At 73.3% G+C, this 26083-nt stretch carries 25 protein-coding genes; 14 read left to right on the forward strand and 11 right to left on the reverse strand.

The genetic code is table 11. The features are described from left to right. Window positions 1–6 precede the first annotated feature (6 nt). The 8 genes from G567_RS0118815 (at window position 7) to G567_RS0118850 (ending at window position 5511) form a co-directional block, all read left to right on the forward strand. A complete protein-coding gene (locus tag G567_RS0118815) occupies window positions 7–1263 on the forward strand; it encodes an FAD-dependent oxidoreductase (RefSeq protein ID WP_028931200.1) in 1257 nt (418 codons plus the stop codon). A 67-nt stretch (window positions 1264–1330) separates the two neighbouring features. Next, entirely contained in the window at window positions 1331–1798 is a 468-nt protein-coding gene (locus G567_RS29845; RefSeq protein WP_037057673.1) for a Na+/H+ antiporter subunit E, read from the forward strand. Further along, window positions 1795–2049: a monovalent cation/H+ antiporter complex subunit F gene (locus G567_RS0118825; protein WP_028931201.1), complete on the forward strand. Its 255-nt coding sequence runs from the start codon at window positions 1795–1797 to the stop codon at window positions 2047–2049. The genes G567_RS29845 and G567_RS0118825 overlap by 4 nt, the downstream gene beginning before the upstream one ends. Next, window positions 2046–2345 carry a monovalent cation/H(+) antiporter subunit G gene (locus G567_RS29850; protein ID WP_037057674.1) on the forward strand — a complete coding sequence of 100 codons (300 nt, stop codon included), beginning with the start codon at window positions 2046–2048 and terminating at the stop codon, window positions 2343–2345. Before G567_RS0118825 ends, G567_RS29850 begins: the two co-directional genes overlap by 4 nt. Then, the gene (locus G567_RS0118835; protein ID WP_028931202.1) at window positions 2342–2578 is read left to right on the forward strand and encodes a Na(+)/H(+) antiporter subunit B; all 237 of its coding nucleotides are present in this window, start codon (window positions 2342–2344) and stop codon (window positions 2576–2578) included. Before G567_RS29850 ends, G567_RS0118835 begins: the two co-directional genes overlap by 4 nt. Further along, entirely contained in the window at window positions 2575–3318 is a 744-nt protein-coding gene (locus tag G567_RS0118840; protein ID WP_028931203.1) for an MnhB domain-containing protein, read from the forward strand. The genes G567_RS0118835 and G567_RS0118840 overlap by 4 nt, the downstream gene beginning before the upstream one ends. Continuing rightward, window positions 3315–3662, forward strand: coding sequence for a sodium:proton antiporter (locus tag G567_RS0118845; RefSeq protein ID WP_028931204.1), 348 nt, complete (start codon window positions 3315–3317; stop codon window positions 3660–3662). The genes G567_RS0118840 and G567_RS0118845 overlap by 4 nt, the downstream gene beginning before the upstream one ends. 1 nt (window position 3663) lies before the next feature. Next, the gene (locus G567_RS0118850; RefSeq protein WP_037057675.1) at window positions 3664–5511 is read left to right on the forward strand and encodes a complex I subunit 5 family protein; all 1848 of its coding nucleotides are present in this window, start codon (window positions 3664–3666) and stop codon (window positions 5509–5511) included. Between the two features lie 40 nt (window positions 5512–5551). On the opposite strand, the gene cimA is transcribed toward G567_RS0118850, so the two are convergent. Next, a complete protein-coding gene (gene cimA, locus G567_RS0118855) occupies window positions 5552–7204 on the reverse strand; it encodes a citramalate synthase (protein WP_028931206.1) in 1653 nt (550 codons plus the stop codon). A 293-nt stretch (window positions 7205–7497) separates the two neighbouring features. Here cimA and G567_RS0118860 point away from each other — a divergent pair, with 293 nt between their 5' ends. Next, entirely contained in the window at window positions 7498–7812 is a 315-nt protein-coding gene (locus tag G567_RS0118860) for an EthD family reductase (RefSeq protein ID WP_028931207.1), read from the forward strand. A gap of 24 nt (window positions 7813–7836) precedes the next feature. Here the strand turns inward: G567_RS0118860 and G567_RS0118865 are convergent, their stop codons facing one another. Then, window positions 7837–9369, reverse strand: coding sequence for an AMP-binding protein (locus G567_RS0118865; protein ID WP_028931208.1), 1533 nt, complete (start codon window positions 9367–9369; stop codon window positions 7837–7839). 85 nt (window positions 9370–9454) lie between these two features. On the opposite strand from G567_RS0118865, the gene G567_RS32285 reads away from it, so the two are divergent. Then, window positions 9455–12265 carry a helix-turn-helix transcriptional regulator gene (locus G567_RS32285; protein WP_028931209.1) on the forward strand — a complete coding sequence of 937 codons (2811 nt, stop codon included), beginning with the start codon at window positions 9455–9457 and terminating at the stop codon, window positions 12263–12265. A 66-nt stretch (window positions 12266–12331) separates the two neighbouring features. Here the strand turns inward: G567_RS32285 and G567_RS0118875 are convergent, their stop codons facing one another. Next, entirely contained in the window at window positions 12332–13372 is a 1041-nt protein-coding gene (locus tag G567_RS0118875) for a 3-isopropylmalate dehydrogenase (RefSeq protein WP_028931210.1), read from the reverse strand. A 128-nt stretch (window positions 13373–13500) separates the two neighbouring features. Then, window positions 13501–13830, reverse strand: coding sequence for a hypothetical protein (locus G567_RS0118880; protein ID WP_028931211.1), 330 nt, complete (start codon window positions 13828–13830; stop codon window positions 13501–13503). A gap of 81 nt (window positions 13831–13911) precedes the next feature. Between G567_RS0118880 and G567_RS0118885 the strand changes: the two genes are divergently transcribed. Then, window positions 13912–14118, forward strand: coding sequence for a hypothetical protein (locus tag G567_RS0118885; protein ID WP_147201131.1), 207 nt, complete (start codon window positions 13912–13914; stop codon window positions 14116–14118). A gap of 24 nt (window positions 14119–14142) precedes the next feature. Here G567_RS0118885 and serA read toward each other — a convergent pair whose 3' ends face one another. The 4 genes from serA to G567_RS29860 form a co-directional block, all read right to left on the reverse strand. After that, window positions 14143–15753, reverse strand: a complete 1611-nt coding sequence (serA, locus tag G567_RS0118890) for a phosphoglycerate dehydrogenase (protein ID WP_028931213.1) — start codon at window positions 15751–15753, stop codon at window positions 14143–14145. 324 nt (window positions 15754–16077) lie between these two features. Beyond that, window positions 16078–17082 carry a ketol-acid reductoisomerase gene (gene ilvC, locus G567_RS0118895; protein ID WP_028931214.1) on the reverse strand — a complete coding sequence of 335 codons (1005 nt, stop codon included), beginning with the start codon at window positions 17080–17082 and terminating at the stop codon, window positions 16078–16080. 61 nt (window positions 17083–17143) lie between these two features. Then, window positions 17144–17650 carry an acetolactate synthase small subunit gene (gene ilvN / locus G567_RS0118900; protein ID WP_028931215.1) on the reverse strand — a complete coding sequence of 169 codons (507 nt, stop codon included), beginning with the start codon at window positions 17648–17650 and terminating at the stop codon, window positions 17144–17146. Then, the gene (locus G567_RS29860) at window positions 17650–19593 is read right to left on the reverse strand and encodes an acetolactate synthase large subunit (protein ID WP_051233287.1); all 1944 of its coding nucleotides are present in this window, start codon (window positions 19591–19593) and stop codon (window positions 17650–17652) included. Before G567_RS29860 ends, ilvN begins: the two co-directional genes overlap by 1 nt. Window positions 19594–19889: 296 nt before the next feature. On the opposite strand from G567_RS29860, the gene G567_RS29865 reads away from it, so the two are divergent. After that, window positions 19890–20351, forward strand: coding sequence for a PH domain-containing protein (locus G567_RS29865; RefSeq protein ID WP_147201132.1), 462 nt, complete (start codon window positions 19890–19892; stop codon window positions 20349–20351). A 25-nt stretch (window positions 20352–20376) separates the two neighbouring features. Beyond that, window positions 20377–22215: a dihydroxy-acid dehydratase gene (gene ilvD, locus G567_RS0118915; RefSeq protein WP_028931216.1), complete on the forward strand. Its 1839-nt coding sequence runs from the start codon at window positions 20377–20379 to the stop codon at window positions 22213–22215. Window positions 22216–22274: 59 nt separating this feature from the next. Here the strand turns inward: ilvD and G567_RS0118920 are convergent, their stop codons facing one another. Genes G567_RS0118920 through G567_RS0118930 form a run of 3 tightly spaced genes read right to left on the reverse strand, consistent with a single transcriptional unit; the run spans window position 22275 to window position 24749 of the window. Continuing rightward, entirely contained in the window at window positions 22275–23201 is a 927-nt protein-coding gene (locus tag G567_RS0118920) for a phosphotransferase (RefSeq protein ID WP_028931217.1), read from the reverse strand. Further along, window positions 23198–23791, reverse strand: coding sequence for a DoxX family protein (locus G567_RS0118925; RefSeq protein ID WP_028931218.1), 594 nt, complete (start codon window positions 23789–23791; stop codon window positions 23198–23200). Before G567_RS0118925 ends, G567_RS0118920 begins: the two co-directional genes overlap by 4 nt. Window positions 23792–23840: 49 nt before the next feature. Further along, window positions 23841–24749, reverse strand: coding sequence for a 2-hydroxyacid dehydrogenase (locus tag G567_RS0118930; RefSeq protein WP_028931219.1), 909 nt, complete (start codon window positions 24747–24749; stop codon window positions 23841–23843). 77 nt (window positions 24750–24826) lie between these two features. Between G567_RS0118930 and G567_RS0118935 the strand changes: the two genes are divergently transcribed. Further along, complete coding sequence (locus G567_RS0118935) at window positions 24827–25990, forward strand: PQQ-dependent sugar dehydrogenase (protein WP_051233289.1); 1164 nt, start codon at window positions 24827–24829, stop codon at window positions 25988–25990. Window positions 25991–26083: the final 93 nt, after the last annotated feature.

The following is a 26083-nucleotide window of genomic DNA, read 5'->3' on the forward strand; positions in this document are numbered from 1 at the left end:
CAACGCATGAGGAATACCGCGCGGACGACGGTCGCTGTCGTGGGCGGCGGACCGGCCGGGATGGTGTTGGGCCTGCTGCTCGCCAGGGCGGGCGTCGAGGTCACCGTCCTGGAGAAGCACGCCGACTTCCTGCGCGACTTCCGCGGCGACACCGTGCACGCCTCCACCCTGACCCTGCTCGACGAGCTCGGTCTCGGCGAGCGGTTCGCCGCGCTGCCGCAGCGCCGGCTGGAGCGGGCGCAGGTCCAGCTGGACTGGACCACCGCGCAGGTGGCCGACCTTTCCCGGCTACCGGGCGCCCACCAGCACATCGCGCTGGTTCCACAATGGGACTTCCTCGATCTGCTCGCCGACGCCGCCGAGGCCGAGCCGACCTTCACCCTGCAGCGCAACGCCGAGGTCACCGGGCTGCGCCGCGACGGCGGCGCGGTCGGCGGGGTCCGCTACACCGACCGGGTCACCGGTGAACGGCACGAGCTGCGCGCCGCGCTGACCGTCGCCTGCGACGGGCGGGGTTCCGCGGCCCGCGCCGCCGCGGGGCTGCGTCCGCGCTCGTTCGGCGTACCGATGGACATCTGGTGGTTCCGGCTGCCTCGCCACGACACCGACCCGGCCGGTGGCCTCGGGCGGGTCTCGCCGGGCCACTTCGCGGTGCTGATCGACCGCGGCGACTACTGGCAGTGCGGCTACCTCATCCGGAAGGGCTCCGACGTCCGGATCCGGCGGGCCGGGCTGCCCGCCTTCCGGGCCCGGCTCGTGGGCCTGCTGCCCTGGCTCGCCGACCGGGTCGAGACCCTGCGCAGCTGGGACGACGTCAAGCTGCTCGACGTCCGGCTGGAGCGGCTGCGCCGCTGGTACGACGACGGGCTGCTACTCATCGGGGACGCGGCGCACGCGATGTCCCCGGTCGGGGGTGTGGGGATCAACCTGGCCGTGGCCGACGCCGTCGCCGCCGCCCGGCTGCTCGCGCCCGCCCTGCGCCGCGACGGCCGGGTCACCCGCGCCGCCCTGCGCCGGGTGCAGCTGCGCCGGTGGTGGCCCACCGTGCTGATCCAGACCGGCCAGCGGCTGGCCCACCGGGCCGTGCTGAACCGGGATCCGGAGCAGGCCGCGAGTGCTCCGCGCCAGGCCGCAAGGCTGCCCGCACCGCTGCGGCTGCTGCGGCGGTGGCCGATCCTGCAGGGTCTCACCGCCCGGATGGTCGCCATCGGCCCGCTGCCCGAACACGCGCCCGCGTGGGCCTGCGTCCCCCGTGAGCGCTGAGTAACGCTGTGGAGGTACCCGGCGCCCACCGGAGCGTAGCCCCCGACGCGGCGGGGTACTCGCGCGCGTGGGGCGGATCATCGAGGTACTCGTGTGGTGGGCCGTGCTGGTCGGGGTGTGGCTGCTGACGCTCTCCACCGTGTCACCACCCGAGCTGGCGGTCGCGGGCGCCGCCGCGCTGCCCTGCGCGGTGGCGGCGACCGTCGGCAGGCACGTGGTGGACGGCCGCTGGCGGGTACGCCTGCGCTGGCTGCGCTGGCTGGTCCTGCTGCCCGTGGCGGTCGTGGCCGACACCTGCCGGGTGCTCGTCCTCCCGCTGCGCGGGCCCGCCGGGGGTCAGGGCCGCGGGCAGCTGCGCACGATCCCGCTGCCGGACACCCCACCGGGCGACGCGACGCGCAGGGCCCTCGCCACGATCGTCGTCTCGATCACCCCCGGCACCTTCGTCGTGGACGCCGACCCGGACGCCGACCAGCTGGTGGCGCATTCGCTGGTCGGCGGTCCGCCGCGGATGGACGAGGTGGTGCGCTCGTGAACCCCTGGCTGGCCGGTGCCGTGGCGCTGCTGGTCGGCGGGCTCGGCCCCGCGCTCTGGCTCGGCGCGCGCCGGGACCCGGTCCACCGGCTGGTCGGGCTCGAACTCGGCGGAGCGGTGACGGTGCTCATCCTGCTGCTGCTCTCCCAGGCCGCGGGCCAGTCGTCGTATCTCATCGTGCCGCTGGCGCTGGTGCTGGCGTCGTTCGCCGGCACGCTGGTGTTCACCCGGCTGCTGAGCTCACGGCCATGACCGTCGTCGAGAACGTGCTGCTGGCCGCCGGGGTGCTGGTCACCGTCGCCTCGGCGGTCGGCGCGCTCGCCATGCGGTCGGCCTACAACCGGATGCACTTCCTCTCCCCTGTCAGCTCGTTGGGCGGGCCGCTGATCGGCGCCGCGATCGCCGTCGCGAACGGCTGGAGCCTGACCACCGCGCTGGTCGGATTCACCGTGTTCCTGCTCGCGCTGTCCGGGCCGGTGCTGGAGGCCGCCACCGGGCGGCTGGCCGCGCAGCGCGAGGGCCTGATCCCGCCGGAGTCCCCGGAATGACCGCCGCGATCGCCGTCGCGCTGGCCATGGTCGCGATCACCGCCACCGCGGTCGTGTTCACCGGCGACCCGGTACGCCAGGCGGTGACGCTGTCGGTGTTCGGGTTGACGCTGTCGGTGCTGTTCCTCCTCCTGCAGGCCCCCGACGTCGCACTCGCCCAGATCGGGGTGGGTGCCGCGGTGGTGCCGCTCATGGTGATGCTCACGCTGCGCCGGATCAGGCGACACCGATGAGCCGGCCCGCCCGCCTGGTGCTGTTCCTCGTCGCGGCCGCCGGCGTGGCCGCGCTGCTCGTCGTCGCCTTCCTCGACCTGCCCCCGTTCGGCAGTCCCTTTCATCCCTACCGCGACCGCGCCGTCGCGGCCGCCGTCGCGCATGCCACGGCGAACGTCGTCGGCTCGGTCACCTTCGACCAGCGGGGGCTCGACACGCTCGTCGAGGAGACCATCCTGCTCGGCTCGGTCGCGGGCGCCGCGGCGCTGCTGCGGCCGTCCAAGGAGGAACGGGAGAACACCACCGTGCCCGAGGGCGGCCGCGTACTGGAGGCCACCAAGCTCACCGGCTACCTGCTGCTGCCGGTCACGCTGCTCGTCGGCATCGACGTCGTGGTGCACGGGCACCTGACCCCCGGCGGCGGTTTCCAGGGCGGGGTGCTGCTGGGCACCGCCGTGCACCTGCTCTACCTCACGGGTCACTACCGGGCCCTGGACCGCGTCCGGCCGCTGCCCGTCTTCGACTCCGGTGAGGCCCTGGGCGCGGCCGCGTTCGCCGCGCTGGGGATCGCCGGGATCATCGCCGCCGGGGCGTTCCTCGGCAACATCCTCCCGTTCGGGACGTTCGGCGAGCTGCTGTCCGCGGGGACGGTCCCGGTGTTCAACATCGCCGTCGGGGTGGAGGTCGCGTCCGGGGTGATCGTGCTGCTGGCGAAGTTCCTCGAACAGGCTCTGCGGGTGCAGCGGGAGGCGGTGTCGTGACCCTCTACGTCTACCTCGTCGCGGGCTGGCTGCTGCTCGTCGGCTCGCTGGGGATCGTGCGCAGCCGCGATCTCGTCCACACGGTGGTGTGCCTGTCGGTCGCGCAGTCGGGCACCTACGTCTTGCTGATCGCCGTGGGCTACCAGCGGGGAGCGACCGCACCGGTGTTCGGCAGCACCACCCCGCCGAGCGAGAACGTGGTCGACCCGGTCGTGCAGGCGATGACGCTCACCGACATCGTGGTGTCCGCGACCGTCACCGCGCTGCTGCTCGCGCTGGTCATCCAGATCGCCAAGCGGCACGGCACGCTGGACCCCGACCATCTGTCGTCGCTGAAGGGCTGAGATGGTGCCCTCGGCCGACCCCGCCGCCACGCATCTCGCCCCGCTGGCGTTCACCGTCCCGATCATCGTCGCGTGCCTGCTGCTCGCGCTGGGCCGGCGGCTGCCCCGGTGGGCCGTCGACGGGCTCGCCACCACGACCGCCGCCGCCGTCGCCGGCATCGACGTCCTGCTGCTTATGGCCGCCCGCGACGGCCGGGTCGTCACCTGGGCGGGCGGCTGGACACCCGTCGACGGCACCACCGTCGGCATCGCGCTCGTCGCGGACCCGCTCGGGGTGGGTGCCGCGCTGATCGCGGCCATCCTGATGCTGTGCGCCCTGGTCTTCAGCTGGCGCTACTTCGACTCGGCCGAAGCACACCTGCACGCGCTGATGCTGCTGTTCCTGGCCGGGATGACCGGCTTCGTACTGACCGGCGACCTGTTCAACATGTTCGTGTTCTTCGAGCTGATGGGCGCGGTCGCCTACGCCCTGACCGGGTTCAAGATCGAGGACCCGACGTCGGTGCACGGGGCGCTCTCCTTCGGCGTCGTGAACTCGCTCGGCGCCTACCTCACGCTCTGCGGGATCGGCATCCTCTACGCCCGCACCGGCGAACTCGGGCTCGCCCAGCTGGCGGTCGCGCTGCGGGGCAACCCGCCGGAGGCCCTGCTCGTCACGGCATTCGTGCTGGTCCTGACCGGCTGGCTGGTGAAGGCGGCGATGGTGCCGTTCCACTTCTGGACCGCGGATGCCGAGGCCGTCGCGCCCACGCCGGTGTGTCTGCTGTTCTCCGGAATCATGGTCGCGCTCGGGGTCTACGGCACCTTCCGCGTGTACCACGTGGTGTTCGCCCCGGTGCTGCCGGCGCCCGGCGTCCAGTGTCTGTTCCTCGTGTTCGGTGCGGTGACCGCGGTCGTCGGCGCGGTCATGTGCTTCGCCCAGCGGCACCTCAAGCGGCTGCTCGCCTACTCGACGATCGCACACGTCGGGTTGTTCCTGCTGGCGTTCGGCACCCTGGATGCGGCGGGGACCGAGGGCGGGGCGCTCTACGTGGCGGGCCACGCCGGCATCAAGTCGGCGCTGTTCCTGATGTCCGGGGTGATCCTCAACCGGTACGGCAGCGTCGACGAGATCGACCTGCACGGGCGCGGCCGCCATGCCGTGCTGCTGCCGTGGCTCATGCCGCTGGCCGGGCTCGCGCTGGCGGGCCTGCCGCCGTTCGGGCTCGGCATGGGCAAGGCGGTCGCCGAGGAGGCGGTCGCCACGGCGGGGGGATGGTGGGCCGTCGCGGTGTTCGTGCTGGTCTCCGCGGCGACCGGGGGCGCGGTCATCCGGGCCGCGCTGCGGATCTACCGCGGTACGGGGCGCGCCCCGGAGGCGTCCCCGCCCGGGACGGAGGAAACCAGCGGGACCGACGAGGAGGCCGAGGTCTCCGGCCTGCTGCAACGGGTGCCGCTGACGATGCTCGTCCCGATCGTGGTGCTGCTGCTGGGTGCCCTCGCGCTCGGTGTCGTCCCCGGGGTGTCCGAGGCGTTCCATGCGGCCGCGAGCCGGTTCACCGACGGAGCCGGGTACGTGGCGCGGACGCTCGGCGCCCCCGCGCCGCTGCCGGCACCGACGGCACCGAGCGGATGGACGCTCTCCGGGGTCGCGCTGAGCCTGCTGTCCTCGGCCATGGCGCTCGCGTTCGCACTGGCCGCGCTGCACCACGACCGGCTGCCCGCGACGCTGCGGGCGGCGGCGCGTCCCGTGGCACCGGTGCTGCGCGGCGTGCGCGCGCTGCACTCCGGGCACGTCGGCGACTACGTCGCCTGGTTGTTCGTCGGTGTCGCCGTGCTCGGGGCGTTCCTCGCGGCCGGGGCGCTGTAGCCGGGGCAGGGCTCCGTGCACACCGAGCACCGCTCCGGGGCTACTCGGCGCTCACCGGCGCCGCAGCCGCGGCGCCGCGCAGCCGCAACGCCGCGTAGGCCAGCGCGTCGACCAGGGCCAGCCACGACGCCTCGACGACGTTGCCGTGCACCCCGATCGTCGTCCAGGAGCCCGCCTGGTCGCTCGACTCCACCAGCACCCGGGTGACGGCGTCGGTGCCGTGCCCGGCCCCCGACCCGCCCGGGGCGAGCAGCCGCACCTTGAAGTCGGAGAGCTCCACGTCCTCCAGCCACGGCCGCGACGGGGTGAGCGCCGCCCGCAGCGCCGCGTCCAGGGCGTTGACCGGGCCGTTGCCCTCCCGGGTGGCGATCAGCCGCTCACCGTCGACGATCAGCTTCACCGTCGCCTCGCTCATCACCACGCCGTCGGCCCGGTGCTCGATGATCGCCCGATAGGACTCCAGCGTGAACGGCACGGCGTCCTGCTCGCCCATCGCGGAGCGCATCAGCAGCTCCAGCGACGCGTCGGCGGCCTCGAACGTCCAGCCCTGCGCCTCGCGCTGCTTCACCGTGGCCACGACCGAGGAGACCGCGTCGGGGTGGCCGGCCAGGTCCAGGCCGAGCTCGGTGCCCTTGAGCTCGACGCTGGCCCGGCCGGCCATCTCGGTGACCAGCACCCGCTGCCCGTTGCCGACAACCTCGGGGTCCATGTGGTTGTACAACTCCGGGTCCACCTTGATCGCACTCGCGTGCAGCCCCGCCTTGTGGGCGAACGCCGACGCCCCGACATAGGCCTGGTGGGTGTCGGGGGCGATGTTGGCGATCTCCGCCAACGCGTGCGAGGTGCGGGTCAGCTCGCCGAACGCACCGTCCGGTAGGACCGGCATGTCCAGCTTGGTCACCAGGTTCCCGAGGACGGCGAACAGGTCGGCGTTGCCGGCCCGCTCGCCGTAGCCGTTGGCGGTGCACTGCACGTGTGTCACCCCGGCCTGCACCGCGGTCACGCTGTTGGCGACCGCGCAGCCGGTGTCGTCCTGGCAGTGGATGCCCAGCCGGAAGCCGGTGCGCTGTGCCACCTCGGCCACCACCTCGGCGATGGAGAGCGGCAGCATCCCGCCGTTGGTGTCGCAGAGCACCACGACATCCGCACCGGCCGTCATCGCAGCCTCGAGGACGCGCAACGCGGTGTCCGGGTCGAATCGGTAGCCGTCGAAGAAGTGCTCGGCGTCGAGGAACACCCGCCTGCCCTCGGCGCGCAGGAACGCCACCGTGTCGGCGACCATCGCGCAGTTCTCCGCGACGTCGGTGCGCAACGCCCGCTCGATGTGCCGCCGGTCGGACTTGGCGACCAGCGTGACCACGGGTGCCTGGGCCTCGAGCAGTGCGCGGACCTGCGGATCCTCGGCGGCCGTCAGCCCGGCGCGGCGGGTGGAGCCGAAGGCGACCAGCACGGCATGCCGCAGTGTCAGCTCACCAGCCGCGGCGCGGGCGAAGAACTCGGTGTCCTTGGGCAGCGCACCCGGCCAGCCGCCCTCGATGAAGCCGACGCCCAGCGCGTCGAGGTGGTGTGCGACGGCGAGCTTGTCGGCGACGGAGTAGCTGATGCCCTCGCGCTGGGCCCCGTCGCGCAGCGTCGTGTCATAGACGTGGAACGCGTCGCCGAGCGGGGTGCCGGCGGGCTGGGTGCGGGACATCGGGTGTCTCTCCTGGTCGTGAGGTTTCGGGGCAACAAAAAAGACCCCCCGCGGGGTGCGAGAGGTCTGCGCGTCGGCCGTGGTGCTGGTCAGCCGACGCGCTGGCGAATGATGATCACGCTGAGGTAGCGCACCTCTCAAGTCTTGCACGGGTGCCACGGCGACGCCGCACCGCCCCCGGAATCTGCGCGAGGCAGCCCTTTGGGGGTGTTGCGGGCCGGGTCGGCCAACCAGGATGGGCGGTGAGTCGGCGGACACCGTGGTCCGCCGACCGTCCGGTCTGGAGGTACCCGGTGCCCCACCAGCTCACCGCGCTCTACAACCGTCCCGAGGACCCGGCCGCGTTCGACCGGTACTACGACGAGGTGCACACCCCGCTGGCCGCGAAGCTGCCCGGGCTGCGCAGCTTCCTGGTCAACCGCCCCGGGCCCGACGCGGACGGCAACCCGCCGCCCTACCACCTCATCGCCGTCCTCACCTTCGACTCGGCGGAGGCATTCGGGGCCGCGCTGAACGGGCCGGAGGGCAAGGCCGCCGTCGCGGATCTGCCGAATTTCGCGGGAGCCGGGGTGACCATCCTCAACGGGCCCGCCGAGGCGGTCGTCTGACGGATCGGTCGAGGACCGGCGCGATCAGGCGGGCGCAGCCACCGCATGGCGCAGTGCGCGCCGCAGGATCTTGCCCGCCGGCGACCGCGGGACCACGTCGACGATGCGCACCTCGGCGATCCGCTTGTAGCCGGCCACCCGCTCGGCGACAAACGCCGCCACCGCGTCCGGATCGAGTTCGCCGCGGGGCGCCACGAACGCGACCGGCACCTCCCCGCGATCCGGGTCGGGCCTGCCGAGGACCGCCGCGTCGGCGACCGCGGGGTGCGTCACGAGCAGCGCCTCCAGCTCGGCGGGCGGCACCTGGAACCCGCCGACCTTGATCAGCTCCTTGACCCGGTCGAGGATGACGATCTCGCCGGTCGCCGACAGCGTGGCGAGGTCGCCGGTCCGCAGCCAGCCGTCGGCGTCGATCATTTCGGCGGTCGCCGCCTCGTCGCGCAGATAACCGGCCATCACCTGCGGGCCGCGCACCCACAGCTCGCCGACCTCGGCCGCCTCGGCCCCACTGTGCGGGTCGACCAGCCGGATCTCGGTGCCCGGCACCGGTTCGCCGACGCTGCCGTCGGCGTGCGGGGCGGCCGGGTCGCGCCGGCCCATCGCGATCAGGGTGCTGGTCTCGGTCATCCCGTAGGCCTGCACCACCCGCCTGCCGAGCCGAGCGGCGCAGTCGCGTTGCACCGCGGCGGGCAGCGGCGCCGATCCGGATACGACGAGCTCCAGCGACGAGAGGTCGTAGCGATCGACGGCCGGATGGCGGGCCAGCGCGAGCACGATCGGCGGCGCCGCGGGCAGGATCGTCCCCCGGTGCTCCTGGATCAGGGCCAGGCACTCCTCGAGGTCGAACCGCGGCTGGGTCACCACCGTCGCCCCGCCGTGCAGCGCCAGGAAGATCCCGGAGAAGCTCCCCGCGGCGTGGAAGTACGGGAGCGCGGCGAGCACGACGTCGTGCGGGGTGGCGGCCGTCCAGGCCTCGCCCTGAAGCACGTTCGCGACGATGTTGCGGTGGGTCAGGCGCACCCCCTTGGGCAGCCCGGTGGTGCCCGACGAGTACGGCAGCAGCGCGGTGTCGGCAGGCGAGATCGCGACGGGCCGGAGCGGCGCGGTCTCGGCGAGCAGCGCCGCGAACGGGATGGTGCCCGGTGCCTCCCCACCGGCGAGCACGATCCGGGCGTCGCCCGCGGCCTCCCGGGCGCGGTCGAGGAACGGCGGCACCGTGAGGACGAAGCGCGCGCCCGAGTCGGTGAGCTGCGCCGCGATCTCGCCGGTGGTCCACAGCGGGTTGATCCCGTTCACCGCGCCGCCCGCGGTCAGCGCGCCGAGCAGCGCGAGCGGCCACTCCGGGACGTTCGGCGCCAGCACGGCCAGCACGTCCCCCTTCCGGAACCCGCGCGCGGCCAGCCCGGCCGCGATGCGCCCGGCGGCCGGGGCGAGCTCGTCGTAGCGGACCGCGCGGCCGGTGCGGCCGTCGACGAACGCGGGGCGCCCGCCGTGCCTGGCGGACCCGGCGAGCAGGAACGTCGGCAGGTCGAGCTCGGGGATGGGCTGCATGGTCATCGCGACCTCCTCGGTGGCTGGGCCACCAGCCAATTCCTGGACGCACCCGCCGCGCGCCGGGGATACTCCCTAGGTTTTGGAGCCGATGACCCGAAGCGTCGCCACCGAGCACCCGCTCCTCGAGCGAGACGCCGAGCTGCGCGCCCTCGACGCCGTGATCGCCGCGGCCATGGCCGGTCGCGGGGGTGCGCTGCTGGTGGAGGGCGCCGCGGGGATCGGCAAGACCCGGCTGCTGGACCTCGCCGCGGCGAGGGCGGCCGAGCATGGGATGCGCGTGCTGACGGCGCGGGCCGGGCCGCTGGAGCGCGACTTCGCGTTCGGGGTCGTGCGGATGCTGCTCGAACCGGCGCTGTCCCGGTCGGACCCCGACCGGCGGGCCCGGCTGCTCGAAGGTGCCGCGCGCTGGGCCGCGCCGGTGCTCGACGGCCCGACGGCGGGGGTTTCCACCGATACCGCGGCGACGTTGCACGGCCTGCACTGGCTGGTCGCCGCGCTGGCCGAGGAGCGGCCGCTGCTACTGGCGGCCGATGACCTGCACTGGGCCGACGCGGCGTCGCTGCGGGCGCTGGCCTACCTGTTGCGCCGCGCCGCCGCGCTGCCGCTGCTGCTCGCGCTCGCCACCCGCCCGGCCGAGCCCGGCGCCGGATCCGACCTGCTGCAAGAGCTGGCGGCCGACCCGCTGACCACCACGCTGCATCCCGGCCCACTCAGCCTCGCCGCCACCGAGCAGCTGGTCCGCACCGTGCTCGGCGAGCCCGAACCCGCCTTCACCGAGGTCTGCCACGACGTCGCCGCGGGCAACCCGCTGCTGCTCGGCGCGCTGCTGCGGTCGCTGCATGCGGCGGGCGTCGCACCCGTCGAGGCCACGACCGCAGCGGTCCGCGACCGGGCGCCCGCCATCGTCGCGACGTTCGTGCTGCCGCGGCTGCGGCATCTGCCGCCGCCCGCCGCGGCGGCCGCCCGCGCGCTCGCGCTGCTCGGTCCCGGCGCGACCCTGCGGCACGTCGCCGCCGTGGCCCGGCTGCACCCGGACCACGCCGCCACCGCGGTCGACCAGCTCACCGCGGTCGAGCTGCTGGTCGCCGATCCCCCGCTGCGGTTTGCCCATCCGCTGCTCGCCCAGGCTGTCGTCGAGCACATGCCGGCCGGGGAACGGCACGCCGCCCACCGCGCCGCCGCCCGGGAGCTGGCTGCCGACGCCGCGCCGCCCGAGGCCGTCGCCGCGCACGTGATGCTCGTCGAGCCGCTGCGTGACGACTGGGTCGTGGAGCGGCTGCGCGCAGCCGCGGACGCCGCGCTGGGCAAGGGCGCCCCGCAGGCGGCCGTCAGCTATCTGGAACGGGCGCTGGCCGAGCCGCCGTCCCCGCGGCTGCGCGCCGAGGTGCTCTTCGAGCTGGGCTCGGCCCAGACCCACCTCGGCCCGGCCCAGGGACTGTCCCGGCTCGAGGAGGCCCTCGCGCTCACCGCCGAGCCGGACACGCGCGCCCGGGTGGCGCTGCGGCTGGCCCGCGGGCTGGAGACGGCCTGGGAGCTGCCGCGGGCGCTGGCGGTGCTGCAGCGGGCGGTGACCGAGGCCGACGCCGAGCCCGGCGTGGACCCCGGGTTGCGGTTGCTGTTGGAGGCCGAGTTCGTCGGACTTGCCCGCTCCCGCCCGGAGACGCGCGCCGCGGCGCTCGACCGGCTACGCCTGCTGGCCCCGCGGGCCCGGCCGGACTCCACCGCGGGCTGCATCCTGCTCGCGGTGTCGGCCATGGAGACGTTGCAGCGGCCGGGCCGCTCCGCCGAGGCGGTCGCGCAGGCCGAGCGGGCGCTGGCCGGCCTCGGCCGGATCGAGGCCGGCCCCTTCACCACCGGCGTGCTCTACCTGGCTGCCCCGGTGCTCGCGGCGGCCGGGGAGCTCGACGCGGCGTTCCGGGTGGCCGACGCCGCGGTCGCCGACGCCCGGGAGCGGGTCGCGCACATCGAGCTGGGTGCCGCGCTCGCCTCGCGGGCGGACATGGGCTTCCGCCGCGGTGCGCTGCTCGACGCCGAGGCCGACGCCCGGCTGGCCCAGGACATGATCTGCGAGTTCGGCGTCGTCTACCCCCGGCCGCTGGTGCTGGGCTTCCTGCTTCCCGTCCTGGTCGCGCGCGGACAGCTGGCGACGGCCGAGCAGGAACTGTGCGCGCTCGAGGCCGGCCGCAACCACGTCCATCTGCTCCTCGGGGCCGGCAGGCTGCGGATGGCGCAGGACCGCCCCGCCGAGGCGCTCGAGCACCTGCTCGCGGCCGGGCGCAGACTGGCCACGCGCGACTGGACGCATCCAGGGCTCATCCCGTGGGAGACCGACGCCGCGCTCGCCTACCACCGGCTGGGCCGCCTCGAGCAGGCCCGCGAGCTCGCCGACAGCGCGCTGGCCGCTGCCCGCCGCTACGCCGCACCCGTCGCGACGGGCGTCGCCCTGCGCACCGCGGGGCTGGTCGACGGCAGTCTCGACGCGCTGCGCGAGGCCGTCGACGTCCTCGCGGGCACCGCGGCGCGGCTCGAGCACGCACACGCCCTCGTCGAGTTCGGGGCCGCGCTGCGCCGGTCCGGCCATCGGGCCGATGCGCGGGAGCCGCTGCGCGCCGGGCTCGATATCGCGCACCGCTGCGCGGCGACCGTCCTCTCCGCCCGGGCGACCGAGGAGCTGCTCGCGGCGGGGGCGCGCCCGCGCCGCCCGCACCGCACCGGAGTGGAGGCGCTGTCCCCCAGCGAACGGCGGGTGGCGCGGCTGGCCGCCGATGGTCTGAGCAACCGGGAGATCGCGCAGGCGCTGTTCGTCACCGCGAAGACCGTCGAGGTTCACCTTTCGGCCTGCTATCGCAAGCTCGGCATCGCTTCGCGGGGAGAGTTGGGCTGCACTATGGCTCCATAATGCGGCTGGGCCCACTCCCGGGAACGCGTCATGACTCCATAATGCGGCGTAGGGCGGCTGGGGCGGTCAGTTCGTCGGGGTCGCCTGCCGGCTCACCAGCGCCGCGAGCCGGTCCCCGATCGAGCGGGTGTGCCCGGTGACGCCGTGATCGCGGGTGGCCAGGTCGAACGCCACCGCGGCCTCGATCCGGCGCGCGGCCTCGGCGTTGCCGAGGTGGTCGAGCAGCAGCGCAACCGACAGCACCGCCGCCGTCGGGTCGGCGATGCCCTGCCCTGCGATGTCCGGGGCGCTGCCGTGCACCGGCTCGAACATGCTCGGGTTGCGCCCGCTGACATCGAGGTTTCCGCTGGCGGCAAGCCCGATACCACCGGTGACGGCGGCGGCGAGGTCGGTGAGGATGTCGCCGAACAGGTTGTCGGTGACGATCACGTCGTAGCGGCCGGGGTCGGTGACCATGTGGATGGTCGCGGCATCGACGTGCTGGTAGGCGACGGAGACCTCAGGGTGTTCCAGTGAGACCTCCTCGACGATCCGGGACCACAGCGCCCCGGCGAAGGTCAGCACGTTGGTCTTGTGCACCAGGGTCAGATGCTTGCGCGGGCGCCGCTGGGCGCGGGCGAACGCGTCGCGCACCACGCGCTCGACGCCGAACGCGGTGTTCGTGCTGACCTCGGTGGCGATCTCGTGCGGGGTGTCCTTGCGCAGCAGGCCGCCCGTGCCGACGTACGGGCCCTCGGTGCCTTCCCGCACCACCACCATGTCGATCTCGGGATTGCCGGACAGCGGGCTGCGCACTCCCGGGTAGAGCCGCGCGGGGCGCAGGTTCACGTGGTGGTCGAGCTCGAAACGCAGCCGTAGCAGCAGCCCGCGCTCCAGGATGCCGCTGGGCACCGACGGGTCACCGACCGCGCCGAGCAGGATCGCGTCGTGCCCGGCGAGCTCGGTGAGCACCGACTCCGGCAGCAGCTCGCCGGTGGAATGCCAGCGTGCGGCACCGAGGTCGTAGGTTGTCGTCTGCACGCCCGCGGCAACCTCGGCGAGCACCTTCAGTGCCTCGTCGATGACCTCCGGCCCGATGCCGTCGCCGGGAATGACCGCAAGGCGCATGTGTGGGAGTCCTCTCATGATGTGGCGTCGCCGCACCGTACCGGCTGCGCCGCCGCCGCGTTGTCGTCGTCCACCCCTTCGGGGCCACCCGGGGTGGTGAAAGGGGCCCGCGGGGCTGTCGTGGCCCGTCACCTCGGTCGCGACACGCCCCGAGCGGGTTGATTCTGCGCCTGTCCCCTGCGGCGGCGGGTTCGGGGGTGGTCCGACTCGGAGCATCGACGACGACCGCCCTGCGGGCGGGCCGTAGTCGCGAACACCGACATCTGGAACCGCAGCGGAGCCGACCTCGCCGCCGGATCGATCCCGAGCGCGGCCAGCCGCACCGGCAGCACCCAGACGTCGGTGTCGAAGACGTTCGTGTCGGTATCGGCGCCGAACCCGCCGACGGGCTGGGCCTCGATCTCGGCGAACCCGCCCGGCACCGGCCGGTGCAGGTCGTGGGTCCGGACGAGGAGCACATCGGTGTCGGGGGCTTGGTCGCCACCGTCAGGGAGTCGGGACGGCCGTCGCCGTCCACGTCGATCTCGACGCTCGGCTGGGTGACGCTGCCGATATCGGGCAGGTCGGCCCAGGGCGCGATGGCGAACCCGAGCAGCGCGTCAGCGGGCCGTCCGGCCGCCCGCACGGCCGCCGACCATCAGCGCCGCGGCGAGGCACACGAGCATGCCCGCCACCCGGCCACCCCCACCGAGCCGGCCCGCCCGGCCTCGTCCGGGGCAGGCGCGGGGGCACCGCCGCCCACCTGATCGAGCGAGGTGCCCGCCCCCGGGTCAGTCGAAGGAGATCAACCGGGTGGTCTTGGCGCTCACCGAGGCGCCGATCGGCTCCAGGACCACCGGGTTCACCGGGCGGTCGACGCGCAGCAGCATGATCGCGTCGCGGCCGTCGGTGGTCTGGCTGATCTGCGCGGCCTCGATGTTCACCGCGGCCTCGCCGAGCAGCGAGCCGACCCGGCCCATCACGCCGGGACGGTCGGCGTACTCGAGCAGGATGACCTCGCCCTCGGCCCGCAGGTCGAAGTGGCGGCCATTGACCTCGACCAGCTTCTCGACCTGGGCGCGGCCGGTCAGCGTGCCCGACACCGTGATCGACTCACCGTCGGGCATCGCGCCCCGCAGCTGCACGACGCTGCGGTGGGTCTCGCTCTCCGGGGTCGTGGTGAGCTCAACGCCGACCCCGCGCTCCGCGGCGAGGTTGGGCACGTTGACGAACGTGACCTGGTCCTCGACGACGTTGGTGAACACCCCACGCAGCGCGGCCAGGGACAGCACCGAGACATCCTCGGCGGCCAACTCACCCGCGACATCGACGGCCACCGAGCTCGGCAGCCTGCCCGCGACCGCGTACAGCACGGTGCCCAGCTTCTGCACCAGCGGCAGCCAGGGCCGGACCTCCTCCCCGACCACGCCGTCGACCTGCACGTTCACGGCGTCCGGGACGAAGTCGCCGGCCAGGGCCAGCTTCACCGAGCGCGCGACATCGGTGCCCGCGCGGTCCTGGGCCTCGTCGGTCGAGGCGCCCAGGTGCGGGGTGACGACGACGTTCTCCAGCTCGAACAGCGGGCTGGAGGTGGTGGGTTCCTTGAGGTACACGTCGATGCCCGCGCCGCCGACGTGCCCGCTGCGGACCGCCTCGGCCAGCGCCTCCTCGTCGATCAGCCCCCCGCGGGCGGCGTTGACGATCAGCACGCCGGGCTTGGTGATCGCGAGCTGGTCCTTGCCGATCAGCCCCAGCGTCTCCGGGGTCTTCGGCAGGTGGATGGAGATCACGTCGGCGCGCCGGAGCAGGGCCTCCAGCTCGACCAGCTCGATGCCGAGCTGGGCCGCGCGGGCCGGCGCGACATAGGGGTCGTAGGCGATCAGCTCGACGCCGAACACCGCGAGCCGCTGCGCCACCAGTTGACCGATCTTGCCGAGACCCACCACCCCGACGGTCTTGCCGTTCAGCTCGACACCGGTGTAGAAACTGCGCTTCCACTGCCCTTGGCGCAGGCTCGCATCGGCGGCCGGGACGTGCCGGGCCACCGCGAGCAGCAGCGCGACGGCGTGCTCGGCGGCCGAGACGATATTCGAGGTCGGGGCGTTGACGACCATCACGCCACGGGCGGTTGCGGCCGCGACGTCGACGTTGTCGAGCCCGACGCCCGCGCGCGCAACGACCTTGAGCCGGGTGGCGGCGGCGAGCGCCTCCGCATCGACCTTGGTGGCGGAGCGGACCAGCAGGGCGTCGGCATCGGCGACGGCCGCGAGCAGCGCCGGGCGGTCGGTTCCATCGACGTGCCGGATCTCGACATCGTCACCGAGCATCGCGACGGCGGACGGCGCCAGTTTCTCGGCGAGCAGGACGACGGGGCGGGTGTGGTCGGTTGCAGGGGTGCTCACGGTGCTGCAGTGCTCCCGGATCGGGTTGGCGCGGTGGTGGCCTCGGATGTCGTGCCGGACGCACCGATGGTAGTTGCGCAGACCGACGGCACGTGCAGCGGCGTGCGCAGCGCAACAGTGTGATCATCGGCGCCGCCGCCGCGGCCCGAAACGACCATGTGCTCGCGGCACTTCCGCGACTTCAGGGCCCTACGAGGCGTTCGAGCGGCTGCTGTCCGGCGAGGAGCTGTAGCGTCCCGTGGAACGCACGAGCGGCACGTCCGCGCAACCGAGTCGCGTGGACGTGCCGTTCGTTCGGACGGGGTCCGACAGGGAGGGCGGGGTCTACTTGGCCTTCTCGCCCACCCAGCTCATCAGGCCGCGCAGCTTCTCCCCGACCTGCTCGATGGGGTGCTCGGTACCCTCCTTCTGCAGCCGGGTGAAGGTCGGCCTGCCATTCTCGTCCTCGGCCACCCACTCGGCCGCGAACCGGCCGTCCTGGATCTCGGCAAGGATCTTGCGCATCTCCTCCTTGACCGCGGGGGTGATGATCCGCGGTCCCCGGGTGAGGTCGCCGTACTCGGCGGTGTCGGAGATCGAGAAGCGCTCGTTGGCGATGCCGCCCTCGTACATCAGGTCGACGATCAGCTTGAGCTCGTGCAGGCACTCGAAGTAGGCGATCTCGGGGGCGTAGCCCGCCTCGGTCAGTACCTCGAACCCGGTCTGCACCAGCGCCGCCATGCCGCCGCACAGGACGGCCTGCTCGCCGAACAGGTCGGTCTCGGTCTCCTCCTTGAACGTCGTCTCGATGACACCCGCGCGGGCGCCGCCGATGGCCGCGGCGTAGGAGAGGGCGAGCGCCTTGGCGTTCCCCGAGGCGTCCTGCTCGACCGCGATCAGGCACGGCACGCCCTTGCCGTCGACGAACTGGCGCCGCACCAGGTGACCGGGGCCCTTCGGAGCGACCATCGCCACGTCGACGTCCGCGGGCGGGGTGATCAGGTCGTAGCGGATGTTGAAGCCGTGCCCGAAGAACAGCGCGTCCCCGCTGCGCAGGTTCGGGGCGATGTCCTCGCTGTAGATGAAGCGCTGCTTGGTGTCCGGCGCCAAGATCATGATCAGGTCGGCCTCGGCGGCGGCCTCGGCGGGGGTCACCACCCGCAGTCCCTCGTCGGCGGCCTTGGCCCGGCTCTTCGAGCCTTCCGGCAGGCCGACCCGGACGTCGACGCCGGAGTCCCGCAGCGACAGGGCGTGCGCGTGGCCCTGCGAGCCGTAGCCGATCACCGCGACCTTGCGGCCCTGAATGATCGACAGATCGGCATCGTCGTCGTAGTAGATGTTCACACTCATGACCGGTGGATCGTCCTCTCCGGGGAATTCAGTGTCCGGCTCGGTGGTAGCCGGGTTCTTGTTAGCGGACGCTCGCGGCGGTGATGGACCGGGGTCCGCGGCCGACGGCCACCATCCCGGACTGCACCATCTCACGGACGCCGTAGGGCTCCAGCATGCGCAGCAGCGCGTTCAGCTTGTCGGCGGTGCCGGTCGCCTCGATGGTGAGTGCCTCCGGCGCCACGTCGACGACCTTGGCCCGGAACAGCTGCACCGCCTCGAGCACCGAGCTGCGCATCCCGGCGTCGGCCCGCACCTTGACCAGCAGCAGCTCGCGCTGCACCGATGTGGCCGGCTCGAGCTCGACGATCTTGATGACGTTGACGAGCTTGTTGAGCTGCTTGGTCACCTGCTCGAGCGGCAGGTCCTCGACGGCGACGACGATCGTCATCCGGGACACGCCCGGCTGCTCGGTCGGGCCGACGGCCAGCGAGGTGATGTTGAAGCCGCGTCGGGAGAACAGCCCCGAGACCCGGGCCAGGACACCGGGCTTGTCCTCGACGAGGACGGACAGCGTGTGGATCTCCATCAGTCCTCTTCTCCGGTGTCGGCGGAACCAGCAGGGTCAGCGAGGCCCAGGGGCCCCGTCTGGTCGACCTCGGCGTCCAGCTCGTCGCCGTCGAACAGCGGCCGGATGCCGCGGGCGGCCATCAGCTCGTTGTTGCCGGTGCCCGCGGCGACCATCGGCCAGACCTGGGCGTCGGCGCCGACCACGAAGTCGATGACGACCGGTTGGTCGTTGATCTCCATCGCCTTCCGGATGACCCGGTCGACCTCGTCCTTGGACTCCGCGCGCAGCCCCACGCAGCCCATCGCCTCCGCCAGCAGCTTGAAGTCGGGGATGCGGTGCTTGTGCGTGCCGAGCTCGGTGTTGGAGTACCGCTCCGAGTAGAAGAGGTTCTGCCACTGCCGGACCATGCCGAGATTGCCGTTGTTGATCACAGCGACCTTGATCGGGATGCCCTCGATCGCGCAGGTGGCAAGCTCCTGGTTGGTCATCTGGAAGCAGCCGTCACCGTCGATCGCCCACACGACGGTGTCGGGCAGAGCGGCCTTCGCGCCCATCGCCGCGGGCACCGCGTAGCCCATCGTGCCCAGCCCTCCGGAATTCAGCCACGACCGCGGGTTCTCGTAGCCGATGAACTGCGCCGCCCACATTTGGTGCTGGCCGACGCCCGCCGTGTAGACCGCGTCCGGGCCGACGATCTTGCCGATCCGCTCGATCACGTACTGCGGGGACAGCGAACCGTCGTCGGGCCAGTTGTAGCCGAGCGGGAAGGTCTCGCGGTACCCGTCGAGCAGGGCCCACCAGGCCGTGATGTCGGCCGTGCCGGAGGCCTGCTCGGCGCGGACCGCCTCGATCAGCTCGGTGATGACCTCCTTGCAGTCACCCACGATCGGGATGTCCGCGCGGCGGTTCTTGGAGATCTCGGCCGGGTCGATGTCCGCATGCACGACCCGGGCGTCCGGCGCGAAGCTGTCCAGCTGCCCCGTCACCCGGTCGTCGAACCGGGCGCCGAGCGTGATCAGCAGGTCCGCCTTCTGCAACGCGGCGACCGCGGCCACGGTCCCGTGCATCCCGGGCATGCCGACGTGCTGCGGGTGGCTGTCGGGGAACGCGCCGCGCGCCATCAGCGTGGTCACCACGGGGATCCCGGTGAGCTCGGCCAGTGTCCTGAGCTCGCCGGACGCCTCCGCCTTGAGCACGCCGCCGCCGACGTAGAGCACGGGACGGGTGGCCGAGGTGATCATCCTCGCAGCCTCGCGGATCTGCTTGCCGTGCGGCCGGGTCGTCGGCCGGTAGCCGGGCAGCTTCATCTCCGGGGGCCAGCTGAACGTGGTCTGCGCCTGCAGCGCGTCCTTGGAGATGTCCACCAGCACCGGGCCGGGTCGGCCGGTGGATGCCAGGTGGAACGCCTCGACGATCGCGCGCGGGATCTCCGCCGCGTCCGTCACCAGCATGTTGTGCTTGGTCACCGGCATGGTGATGCCGGTGATATCGGCCTCTTGGAACGCGTCGGTCCCGATCAGCGGCCCGGCGACCTGCCCGGTGATCGCGACGATCGGCACCGAGTCCATGTGGGCGTCGGCCAGCGGGGTGATCAGATTCGTCGCCCCGGGACCCGACGTCGCCATGCACACCCCGACCTTGCCGGTGGCCTGCGCGTAGCCGGTGGCCGCGTGGCCCGCGCCCTGCTCGTGGCGAACCAGCACGTGCCGGACCTTGGTCGAGTCCAGCAGCGGGTCGTACGCCGGGAGGATCGCGCCGCCCGGAATGCCGAAGACGACCTCGCAGCCGATCTCCTCGAGCGAGCGGACGAGGGACTGCGCGCCGGTCATCGGTTCGGCGGCCGGGAACGGCCCAGCCGGCGGCGCGCCGGAGACGGTCGGCCCGGGGCGGCCCGGCGGCGGTGCCGGCTTCGGTCCCGGTGGTCCGGGGACCGGGCCGGAACGGGGCGTGGCGGTGGTCATCTGCGGTCAGCCTCGCTCGAGGAGTGGGTCCGAACATGAAAAAACCCCCGGCCGCCGAGCTCCGGCGGAACGAGGGTGGCGCGTCGACGGCCGAGTGTGCAGCGGACAGCTCAGGCGTGGACGCGCCTGCGAAGTACGAGAATTCGGCCGATGGGCATGGCGGCGACGCTAGTCGCCCTGCGGAGCATCGGTCAACATCGGGGGTCGTCGGGACCGCAACGTGGGAGCAGCATCACGCGGACCGGGCTGCCCGGCCTGCGTCTCGGGCCGGCCGCGGCGATGCGACCATGATGGCCGTGACCGCGGACCCCCACCAGCCCGCCGACGCCGCCGAGCCACCGCCGCAGGCCGTCTTCCAGATCTCCCGGCTGGGCATCTTCGTCGCCATCGCGCTGGCCTTCTTCGCGATCCCGTTCGCCTTCGGAGCCCCCTACTTCTGGTTCGTCTACGTGGTGCCGCTGGGGATCATCGTGTGGATCCTGCGGGTACGGACCGTCGCCGACCCCGAGGCGGTGACCGTGCGGCGCGTCCTCGGGACCCGGCGAGTACCGTGGTCGCAGATCAGCTCGCTGCGTCTGCTGCCCTCGACCCGATCTCGAGGTACCCGGGTCAGCGCGGTGCTGACCGACGGCGCGGAGCTACCGCTGCCCGCCGTGCACGTCCGCGACCTGCCACAGCTCGCCGCCGTCAGCGGCGGCAACCTGCCCGATCCCGACCCACGGGCGGCACCGCCTCCCGTGCACCCCCCGGACGACTGATCCACGGACGACTGAAGGAAGACGGATGCCGGCTCTGCGTTCCCGTGTGACGACCCATGGCCGCAATGCCGCCGGAGCGCGCGCCCTCTGGCGCGCCACCGGCATGGGCGACGACGACTTCGGCAGGCCGATCGTCGCGATCGCCAACTCCTATACCCAGTTCGTGCCCGGTCACGTGCACCTCAAGGACCTCGGCGACCTGGTGGCGGGCGCGGTCCGCGAGGCGGGCGGGGTTGCCCGCGAGTTCCACACCATCGCCGTCGACGACGGCATCGCGATGGGCCACGGCGGGATGCTCTACTCGCTGCCGTCCCGCGAGGTCATCGCCGACGCGGTCGAGTACATGGTCAACGGACACGCCGCCGACGCGCTGGTCTGCATCTCCAACTGCGACAAGATCACCCCCGGGATGCTCAACGCCGCGCTGCGGCTCAACATCCCCACCGTGTTCGTCTCGGGTGGGCCGATGGAGGCCGGCAAGGCCGTCGTCGTCGACGGCGTCGCGCACGCCCCGACCGATCTGATCACGGCGATCTCCGCCTCGGCGTCGTCGGACGTCGACGACTCCGGCCTGGACCTGGTCGAGCGGTCCGCGTGCCCGACCTGCGGCTCGTGCTCGGGAATGTTCACCGCGAACTCGATGAACTGCCTCATCGAGGCGCTCGGGCTCGCCCTGCCGGGCAACGGCTCCACGCTGGCCACCCACGCCTCCCGCCTATCGCTGTTCCTGCAGGCCGGCCGCACCGTCGTCGAGCTGGCCCAGCGCTGGTACGAGAACGACGACGCGTCGGCGCTGCCGCGCTCGATCGCGACGCGCGAGGCGTTCGAGAACGCGATGGCGCTCGACGTCGCGATGGGCGGGTCGACCAACACCGTGCTGCACATCCTCGCCGCGGCGCAGGAGGGCGAGGTCGACTTCACCCTCGCCGACATCGACGCGGTGTCGCGGCGGGTGCCGTGCCTGAGCAAGGTCGCGCCGAACTCCGACTACCACATGGAGGACGTGCACCGGGCCGGTGGCATCCCCGCGATCCTCGGCGAGCTGCGCCGAGCCGGGCTGCTGCACGAGGACGTCCACACGGTGCACAGCCCGTCGCTCCAGGCCTGGCTCGACGCGTGGGACATCCGCGCCGAAGCGCCCTCGAACGTGGCGGTCGAGCTGTTCCACGCCGCCCCCGGCGGGGTGCGCACGACCGAGGCGTTCTCGACCCGCAACCGCTGGTCGTCGCTGGACACCGACGCCGAGGGCGGCTGCATCCGCGATGTCGCGCACGCCTACAGCGCCGACGGCGGGCTCGCCGTGCTGCGCGGCAACCTCGCCGACAACGGCGCGGTGATCAAGAACGCCGGCATCCCCGAGGACATCTGGCGCTTCGAGGGCCCCGCCCGGGTCGTGGAGAGCCAGGAGGAGGCCGTCTCGGTCATCCTCGGCCGGCAGATCCAGCCCGGCGACGTGCTCGTGGTCCGCTACGAGGGCCCGGCGGGCGGACCGGGGATGCAGGAGATGCTGCATCCCACCGCGTTCCTCAAGGGCGCCGGGCTGGGCGCGAAGTGCGCGTTGATCACCGACGGCCGGTTCTCCGGCGGGTCCAGCGGCATCTCGGTCGGGCACGTCTCGCCCGAGGCCGCGGCAGGCGGGACGATCGGCCTGGTGCAGGACGGGGACCGGATCGTCATCGACGTACGCGCCCGCTCGCTCGAGCTGCTCGTCAGCGACGAGGTGCTGGCCGAGCGGCGGGCCAAGATGGAGGCCGCCGAGCGGCCGTGGACCCCGCTCGACCGCGACCGCCCCGTCTCCAAGGCCCTGCGCGCCTACGCCGCCCTGGCGACCTCCGCCGATACCGGCGCCGTCCGCTGCCTGTGAGCCACCGCCGGTGAGTGCGTAACAGTGTTCTAACACTGTTACGCACTCACCGGCGGCCGTTACCTGCGGAAAGCGGCGAGCGCGGGGCCGAGTTCCGACAGCGCCCGCTCCGCCATCGCGGCGAGCTCGGCGACCCGGGCGGCACCCAGGTGGTCGGCGGCGAACCCGAGGTAACCGACGGGGGCGTACACCTCGGACAGGCAGCGCTCCACCTCGGCCGGCTCGGGCCCCGGACCGCCGCCGGTGAGCTCGGCGAACAGCGTGCGGTAGGTGGTCAGATCGGTCGCTCCCTGGGCCCGCAGCACGGCGAGGTCGACGCCGGCCGGAGCGACCCGGGCATTACCCCAGTCGACGAGCACCGCGCCGTCCGGGCCGACCAGGATGTTGCCGCGATGGGCGTCCCCGTGGATCAGCGTGCGCGGGACCACCCCGAGGGCGAGCCGGATCCGCGGGTCCTCCGCCCACGCTCCCAGCGCCTCGGCGACCTCGCCGTACACCGGGTCCCCGGTCCGCTCTCCCGCGCCGAGGGCCGCGGGCCGGATCCGGTCGAGGCACTGGCGACGCCACCACGCGGCGTCGACCACCGGGAGGCCACGGGGACGTTTGCCCAGCCAGTGCGCGTGCACCCGGGCGAGCGCCGACCACACCTCGGCCGGCACCTGCGGGCCCTCGGCCAGCGGCATTCCGTCGTAGTAGGGCAGCACCAGCCAGTCCGGGCCGACGGCGAGCAGACGGGGCCGCTCCAGATCGATGACGACCGCGAGCGCCCGCATCGCGGCCACCTCCGCGGCCGTCGCCGGCTTGACGACGACGGCCGTCGCGCGCCCATCGACGTCAAGATCGACACGCTGCACCGCCGCGGCAACAGAGCCGCCGTCGAGCAGGCCGTGTCCGGTCACGGTCACCTGGCCGCCGAGGCGGCGCGCGACGGCCGGCAGCCACACGTCGTCGGGCAGCAGCCGATCCTGCGGGGATGCGCGACTCATGAGCGCAGCACCAGCACCACCACCAGCGCGGCGCCCACCCCGAGGACCAGGCACAACCAGGCGTAGGGCAGCGGGCGACGCTGCCAGGTGCGCCCGTTGTCGAGGGCGACCCGACCGGCCCCGGTGAAGACGAGCGCGGCGGCACCGGCACCGAGCAGGATGTCGAGCTCCAGGGCGTCCGGCGCGGCGGCGGCGAAGAACGGCACCCCCCATTTCACGACCATGGCGACGATCTTGACCGCCATCAGGGCGGTGGCCGCCAGCGGCGTCAGCAACCCGAGCACGAGGAACGCGCCCGCGACGAGCTCGACGAGGCCCGTTGCCCAGGCCAGCGCACCGGCCTGCCCGGTGAATCCGTGGCGCGCGATGTTCTCCGCCGTGCGTTCGATCCCGAGACCGCCCCAGAGCCCGAAGACCTTCTGGGCGCCGTGCGCGAAGAACAACCCGCCGACCGCCAGCCGCAGAACCAGCAGCCCGATGTCCGCGGATCCGTTCGACGGAACCGGCCGCCGCTCGGGTTTGGTCGGTGCCGTGGCCGGCTCAGCGCCGCCGAGCGTCCCGATGTCGAAGGACCGGGTCGGATCACTCATGAGGCGGACAGTAGTCCCCGGCCGGTGCGACGCGGCGCCGACGAGCCGATCAGTACCCGTTCTCGACCAGGTTCGGTGGCCGCTCGCCGCGCGCAAACGCCGCGATCTGCTCCGCGGCGATCGCATAGGCCCGGCGCATCGCGCCGGGCACACTACCCCCGACATGGGGGGTGAGCAGCAGACCCGGCGCGGTCCAGAGCGGATGGTCCGCGGGCAGCGGCTCGGGATCGGTGACGTCGAGGGCCGCGCGCAGCCGCCCGGTGGACAGCTCCGCGGTGAGCGCCTCGGTGTCGACGACGGGCCCGCGCGCGGCGTTGACCAGCACCGCGCCGGCGGGCATGGCGGCGAGGAACTCGGCATCGACGAGACCACGGGTGTCGTCGGTCAGCGGAACGATCACCACGCAGGCGTCGTGCCGGGGCAGCAGGTCGAGCACCTCGTCGATGCCGTGCACCCCGTCGCGTGCCCGCCTGCCGACCAGCGTGGTCGTCACCTCGAACGGGGCGAGCCTGCGCACGGTGTGCTCCGCGACGTCGCCGGCCCCGACGAGCAGCACCCGCTTACCGGCCAGCTCGTCGGTGCGGTGGTAGTCCCAGCGCCGGTCGTCCTGTGCCCGCAGGAACGCCGACAGGTCGCGGTAGTGGGCGAGCAGCACGGCCACGATCCACTCGGCGGTCGCGCCGCCGTGCGCGCCCCGGCAGTCCGACAGCGCCACCCCCGCGGGCAGCCGGCCCACCCAGCTCTCCGCCCCGGCCGTGAGCAGCTGGACCAGCCGCAGCCGCGGTAGCTGCTCGGTGAGCGCGACGGCGCTGCTGGTGGCCAGGAACGGGGGAACGAGGACCTGCGCGACCGCAGCCTCGTCGGGCAGCGTCGCCTGCGGGTCGTAGCGGACCGCGGCGACGCCGGACACATCGGCCAGCGCCGCGAGGCCCTCCTGGTCACAGACGAGCACGTGCATCTCCGTCACGTCGCATGACGCTAGCGCCCTCACCGGCCACTCACCCGCCGCGGCCTAGCCTGGGGCTCGTGCGGGGGATGCGACGGCGGACGGTGCGGGTTCTTGCCGCCGTCCTGCTCGGCCTGATGCTGGCCGCCTGCGCGTCGTTCCCCGACTCCGGCCCCCGCGAATGGCGCGACAAGATCGAGGGCGCCGGCGAGCTCGGCGGGCCGCCGTCGATGCTGGAGCCGCCGCCTCCCGGTGGGCCGGACGGGCAACAGGGTGGGGAGGTGCCGGAACGGGGACGGGAGCAGGCGCCGTCGGGTTGTGACGACCCCGACCCGCAGGTCGTCGCGACCTGCCTGGACCCGATCGGGGCGATCGCGGTGCTCCCCGACAGCAGCTCGGCGCTGGTGGGCGAGCGCAGCACCGGCCGGGTGCTGCGGGTCGAGCGGGGCGTCGAACCGCAGCTGGTCACGACCGTTCCCGTCGACCCGCGCAGCGGCGGGCTGACCGGGCTGGTGCTGTCGCCCAGCTACGCCGAGGACCGGCTCGTCTACGCCTACGCCAGCACCCCCGAGGACAACCGGGTGCTGCGGTTGGCACCCGGCGAGCCGCCCAAACCGGTGCTGACCGGGATCCCCCGCGGGCCTGCGGACAACGGCGGCGCGCTCGGCACCGATACGCAGGGTGCGCTGGTCGTGGCCACCGGGGCCGCGGGCGGCGCCGGCGCCGATCCCCGATCGCTCGCCGGGAAGGTGCTGCGCATCGACACCCTGGGCCGTCCGATGCCCGACAACCCGGACCCGGCCTCGCCGATCTTCAGTTCGGGCCTGCGGTCACCGCAGGGGGTATGCACCGACCGGATGGGCGGGACGACATGGGTCACCGACCGGGCGGCGACGCAGGATGTGCTGTACCGGGTCGGCCCGGGCGCATTGCCCCCGCCGGCCTGGACCTGGCCGGACCGTCCCGGTGTCGCCGGGTGCACGGCCGAGCCCGGCGTGGTGGCGGTCGCGCAGACGGGCGGCAAGTCGCTGTTCGTGCTGCGCCCGGCCGACGGCGGCGCCTTCAACGGCGATCCCCAGACGGTGCTCGCGAACGTCTACGGGCGCCTGGCCGCTGCCGCTTCAGGGCCCGACGGGCTGCTGTGGCTCGGCACGGTGAACCGCGACGGCGGGGCGAAGGCGGCTCCGGTGCCGAGCGACGACCGGGTCATCCGCATCCAGCCCCCGTCCGGCGGCGGCGCCGATCGTGCCTGACCCCGCCCGCGCCCGGGGTTTTTCCGGGCACGGGCGGACAGCTCGACCAGGATCTGGGACAAGCCCTCGTGAATGCTGAGTAACGCCGAAACC

The organism is Pseudonocardia asaccharolytica DSM 44247 = NBRC 16224 (assembly GCF_000423625.1).
GTDB classification, from domain to species: domain Bacteria; phylum Actinomycetota; class Actinomycetes; order Mycobacteriales; family Pseudonocardiaceae; genus Pseudonocardia; species Pseudonocardia asaccharolytica.